This is a genomic window from Paracoccus sp. (in: a-proteobacteria), assembly GCF_032007265.1.
Taxonomy (GTDB): Bacteria; Pseudomonadota; Alphaproteobacteria; order Rhodobacterales; family Rhodobacteraceae; genus Paracoccus.
In genome coordinates, this window is the sequence record NZ_DALZMB010000172.1 from 1 (window position 1) to 5,278 (window position 5,278).

At 59.7% G+C, this 5,278-nt stretch carries 4 protein-coding genes and 1 pseudogene; all 5 read left to right on the forward strand.

The window, feature by feature from the left end; translation table 11 throughout:
- Positions 1-348 (forward strand): hypothetical protein (locus RTS12_RS20005; RefSeq protein WP_312531791.1); only part of this gene is annotated, 348 nt, incomplete at its 5' end.
- Positions 345-1,073 (forward strand): hypothetical protein, encoded by a 729-nt coding sequence (locus tag RTS12_RS20010; RefSeq protein WP_312531793.1) that lies wholly within the window; start codon positions 345-347, stop codon positions 1,071-1,073. The genes RTS12_RS20005 and RTS12_RS20010, both read left to right, overlap by 4 nt.
- 278 nt (positions 1,074-1,351) lie before the next feature.
- Positions 1,352-1,792, forward strand: coding sequence for a hypothetical protein (locus RTS12_RS20015; RefSeq protein ID WP_312531795.1), 441 nt, complete (start codon positions 1,352-1,354; stop codon positions 1,790-1,792).
- Between the two features lie 1,450 nt (positions 1,793-3,242).
- Positions 3,243-4,376, forward strand: coding sequence for a DUF6361 family protein (locus RTS12_RS20020; RefSeq protein WP_312531797.1), 1,134 nt, complete (start codon positions 3,243-3,245; stop codon positions 4,374-4,376).
- Positions 4,373-5,278: pseudogene (locus RTS12_RS20025) on the forward strand (hypothetical protein); the annotation flags it as partial. The gene RTS12_RS20020 and the pseudogene RTS12_RS20025, both read left to right, overlap by 4 nt.

Consider the following 5,278-nt stretch of genomic DNA (forward strand, 5'->3'; position numbering starts at 1 on the left):
GAGGCGAAGCTGGGTTACGGCGATTACCTCGTCGAAAGGTTTAATCTGCGGGAGCACAGAGACCAACCTGTTGATATCGCGAGGACGATTCCAAATCTAAATAGAGACAATCCGAATGCGCAGCGCCGCATGGATATATTCAGAGCTCAAATGATAAATCACAACAATCTGGCCCGGCGCTACCCCCGCACCTCGTCTCCAACGCAACATACCGTCGTCTGGTGTTGCTTGCACCCGGTAACGGCCGTGTTCTGCGCCGGAACCGCGCTTCAGATGGGGCTAGATCGGATACGGGCCTTTCATGTTCCGGTCGGCATGCTTCCACCATCAAGATGGGTCACAAAATGATTGATGAAATCCTCAATATCTACGCCTTTTACCCGACCAGCGATCTTGATGCGCGCTCCGGAGCAATGGCGTTCCAGACTGTTGCTGCGAGGCTATCCGACCTGACCCCTTGGCTTCAAGATCTCAGGTTCGGTCGCGCCGAGGCGGGCGGAGCGGACGTTCTCGTCCCCGACTTTCCGGATCGCATTTCCTCTTGGAACGAGAGTTATCTCCGCGATTTCCCCGACGAAGACGAGGGTATCTCCATTGCGGCTACTACGCCCAAGTTCGAGGCCCAATTTGGACAGGAGATATCCGCGAGCGTGTCTTTCTCCTGGGCATACAGGGGGCAAATGGACTTGATTCAGATAAGCCTCCCCATCCCGAGCGCCGAACGCGATCAGGGCATTCCCACCCTTCAGGCGATTGTAAGGGTGCTCGCAGAAAGACCCGGATGTCTGCAGATCTTCAGCATGCCGAGCGAGATGATCTTCGAAGGCCGGGCTTTCCCGGGCTTTCAGACCAGCGGCACCGGGATCTGGCTCTGCGCCGACATCAGCGGCATCGACCTGAGCGATGCTTTCGCTGTCGAGCCCATCATGGGCGGCACCCTGATCCTTCCAGTCGATCATGTCTTCAATCTCGACGAGAAAGACCAGTTGGAGCGGGTCGCTGAGATCGACGCACTTCTCGCCGAGCGCGGGATCCTACCCACACTCGGGGACTACCCGGTCATCTCCTTCTGAGGCGCAGTTCACATCGTGGCAGGGGCCTATACGGCGGCATTCCTCCCCACGGTCAAGGGGCTGCATAGGTAGAATTTTTTCGTGAGCCGAGAGCTGAGGGGATTGGAATGGGAAAGAGCCGTTGCACGAAACCGCAGATTATGACTGTGCTTCATCAGGCCGAAAGCAGCGTAGGCCGCTCTAGTCGGGGAGCTTTAAAATCAGCAGTTCATTGGCAGGGAGCCGCCACTTGCATAGATAAGTGGGCCCAAGCATTCTCGCCTTAAGGGAGAGAAGAAATGAGCAAGGATCTAATAAGCTGGGCCGCGAAACAGCCCGATTGGGTAAAGGACAGCTTACGCCGAATTGCCGTCGCATCTGGCTATTCCGTTGAGCAAGCGGATGCTGAAGGCATCCTTGATAACGTGCGCGCTGAAGCAGGGGCTGGCTGTTCGCCACATACCATGATCCCTATCGATGCTTCGCACGTTGGAGGCGGCACGGGGGAGAAGCGGCGGACAGCGCTTGCGCAGCTTGGTTCCGTGCAGAATATCGACCGGCTTGCCGTTGGCCAAAGGCTGCGCATGGCTGCGGCGGGTATCACGCTGGTGTATGGCGAGAACGGAAGCGGGAAGAGCGGATACACACGCATAATCCCGGGCATTGCGGGCAGGAAGGCGCGGCGATTTCTTTGGATGCCTTTGCCTATTCGCAAGGGTTGCGGCCGAGCGAGCTCCTGACCTTTGTTCGCCGGAATGGCCTGTCGTGTCAGCAGGTGCGCGGGCCGCGAGACGGAGCGCAGCTGCGGATGAGCACTGCCGACCGCGCGGCATTCCACGACCAGTTTATCAGCTTTCGCACTCTGGGCGTTACAGCTCGTCTCGGTGGGGCGAGCTGCAAGCGCGGCTTGATGCAGGTGGTATAGGCCCCTCAGGCGGCAGCGCGAGGATCTATTCCCGCGCCGACATCGCTTATCTGCTCACCTAACTCAGCGATCCGTGCGGACTTCGCTTGACACCTTTGCGCACGCTATTGCTTGCGTTTGCGCAGGCTTCCCCTTTTTTTGGCTTCATCATGCCAAAAAAAGGGGAAGTGTGCGCACGGCGTGCCGAATCGATGATTCGAGGAATCGAAAAAGTATATCGATTCAACCGGTTAAAATCTCTCTGGTTGATCACGGAAAGCAATAGTCTGCGCAGGAAAGGATTAGCGTGCGCAAACGCAACTCGTTGATAGTAAATGGATATCATGGGGCGCTGGACAGTTAGCTACTCTCTGATTCTGCAGTTCGATCGCTGTCGGGGCTGTAAGCGCGTTTTTTCGGGGGATTGGCGGGGTCACCATGGTCTCGCCGCCGATCCCCGGACCACGAGAAACCGCGATGTCGCGCTGAGCGCTCTACGAAGGTGAGGCGAATAGTTCGTGTCCTATTCGCCGCATCAAGTCGGCATAATCGAGAAAGACCCAGCTCTCTGCGGCGCGGCCGTCGGGGCCACGGTAGAAATCCATAACCCGAAGTGTCAGCGGACGGTCGTCAGCTTTGACGCCAAGGTGGTCCCCCTGAAGTGATCGTCATCGAGGGCCAGCCGGAGACCGCTGCAAAGTTTTTTTCCCCTATGCGGCAATAGTGTTTGCCGCCCTTGCAGTCTGTTCGTCGAAGGACATCCTTGGTGGGGGCGTCCGAAGCAGCTTTTCGTCAGGCCGATCAGAGTTGAGTGGTTGAAGAAGCGTGGCGGAACCTGGCACATCTGGCCGTCAAGCTTTGCCTTCAGCTTCAGCAACGACAGGTCTGCCGTGTTATGCGGCTCACGTCTTGTGACCAAGAGATCCTCCGGAAACCCGAAATTCGTCTTGGTGGCTTCTTCTGAACGAGTCTGAATGTTGGCGGCTGATGTAGCCGAGCCGAATGCGGTAATGGGAAAGCAATGGCCCGTCCAGCATAAGCCCGAGGCGCTTAAAAGAGAGCGGTGGGTGCCCGAACCTGACACCCACCGCGGCCAACTTGCGAACAGCAGATGCTAAGCACGATTCGGCTGTCACTTGGCGGTAACAGCCGAAGGCGGAACTCTCGGCTCGTTGTCAATCTGGGGTTGCGGCTAAGGTTTGGAGCGCACTACAGTTCGCAAATGCGTGCGTAGATTCAATGGTCTTGGCCGGACCTAGCGGAAGTGGTGTAAAGGGAGGTCAAGAGTGTCGGCATTGGGTTGGGTGTCGTTCGGCAGAGCTGAAGCAGATGCCGTTCAGACGCTGATTGGCGCGTTGAGCGCAAGTGAGGCGCGGGATGAACTCGGGTTAGGGGCGATCCGGGACGGGTTTTCGGATCTTCTGTTTCCCGGGACCAGCACCATCCAGACGCGGCTTCGTTACTTTCTTTTCCTGCCGCAGCTTTTTCGTCGCCTAGACCTGAACAAGGGCGATCGGCTGGCCGGACTGCGCAGAGCCGAAGCAGATTTCATTGCTAGGATGCTGGGTCAGACGCAGGCCGACACTAAGTTCCTGATCGGGGCTGAGGCTGGCGCACGGCTGAAGCGAATGCCAAGTGCCGTTTACTGGACAGGTCTGGGTGCCTGGGGAGTGCGTCGTCCCGCGCTTGCGCGTGTCGGCATTGGACAGGTGCTCGAGCGCATGGCGCATGGAGAGGACTGTTGGTCGGATGCCCCCGAGATTGCCGACGATGATGATCGCGGCTTCGCGCTGACGGGCGAGGAAGCGGAATGGATAGCTGATCGCTGCGCCTCGCTCCGGCGAGGAGGCACGCTACTCGGGCATCTCATGCCGAGGGCGCGTGATCTGGCGGCCATCACAGAGCTTGAGGCCGTTCTGTCCATTCCCGAATTGCCGCCGGAGATCCGTCGTCAGCTTGACCATGCCCTAGCCTTTGCTGATACGATGCACGGTGCATCGCTACTCTATAACCTCATGCTGGCCCGACATTTTGCCCCTACTGGAGCAGCGACGGAGGCCGATGACGGTTATCGAGCAAGTCTGGAAACATGGCACAAGTCGCATCGATCGCCTATTGCGACTACGGCGGAGGCGCTAATCGAGCCGCTGATGGAGGATCGCGGATTGGTCGGGTTTACGCCGAACATCCTCACGTTCCGGTTCATCAATGACTGGATCGCGACGATGACCAATCCCTTCGGCCAAGAGGCGCAGTCGCTGATCGCACGGCGCGAGGTTCAGATGAAGGGGGTGAGCAGAGCGAGGCTGCGGTTCTCTCCGCAGGATTACGTGTGGAGTGGGAATTCTGGCGGGCAGCGCATGGCGTTCCGCTGGCCCTTGGTGCGCCGATACCTCGATGACATGGCGGCCGCATCATGAGTCGGCAGTCTGACACGACACTCGCCCCATCCCATCGTGTCGATTTCGGCGAGGCGCTGACCCCGCCTGAAGGCTACCGACTGGAAGCGGCCCTGGGCACAACCTTTTCCATGGATTTTCTGACCGCGCTGACGGTGCCCATCTCGCTGGCACTGCGGGGTGGCGTCCAGCGCGACGAGTTGCTGGCAAGCCCCCTCGCGGCGCTTGCCGCTATGCGGCGCCTTGAGGATCGAGTCGCGATCTGCGTCGAGGCGGGCAATATTCATGCCCCTAGCGGCAAACGCACGCCGCTTGTCACCCTGCTCGAAGGCATGGTCACCGAAATCGCGCCGCCCAAGGGGGCGAGCTTCCATCCCAAACTCTGGTTCCTGCGCTTCGCACCCGAGGCCGGGGGAGCCATGCGCCAGCGCCTGATCATCATGTCGCGCAATCTGACTCGCGACCGATCCTGGGACGTGGCGCTGCGGCTTGAGGGGGAGGAGCAGGGCACAGCGCAGCGGGTGAATGCGCCGCTGGTCGGGCTGGTCGACTGGCTGGGGTTCCGTCGCACCAAGCCGTTGAAGGGACTGCGTGACGGGCTTTCCCACGTTAGATGGGAAAACGTCCCCGGTTTCGCGCGCCCACAGTTCCACGCTCATTTTCCGGAAACCCGCGCTCTCTGGCGTCCGGGTGCGGGGCGGATGGCGGTGATCTCTCCCTTCTGCGACGATGGTGGGCTAGCGCTGCTGGAGCCTGAGCGCATCTGCGCGCTTGTCGCCTGCGACGATTGGCTGACGGGTCTCTCGGCGCGGCCCGCGCGCTGCTTGACCCTCGGCGATCACGGCGTTCCCGAACCCGACCCGGAAGCCGTCGCGACACCTGAGGATCGAGCGGGCCTCCATGCCAAGCTATTCATCGTCGAG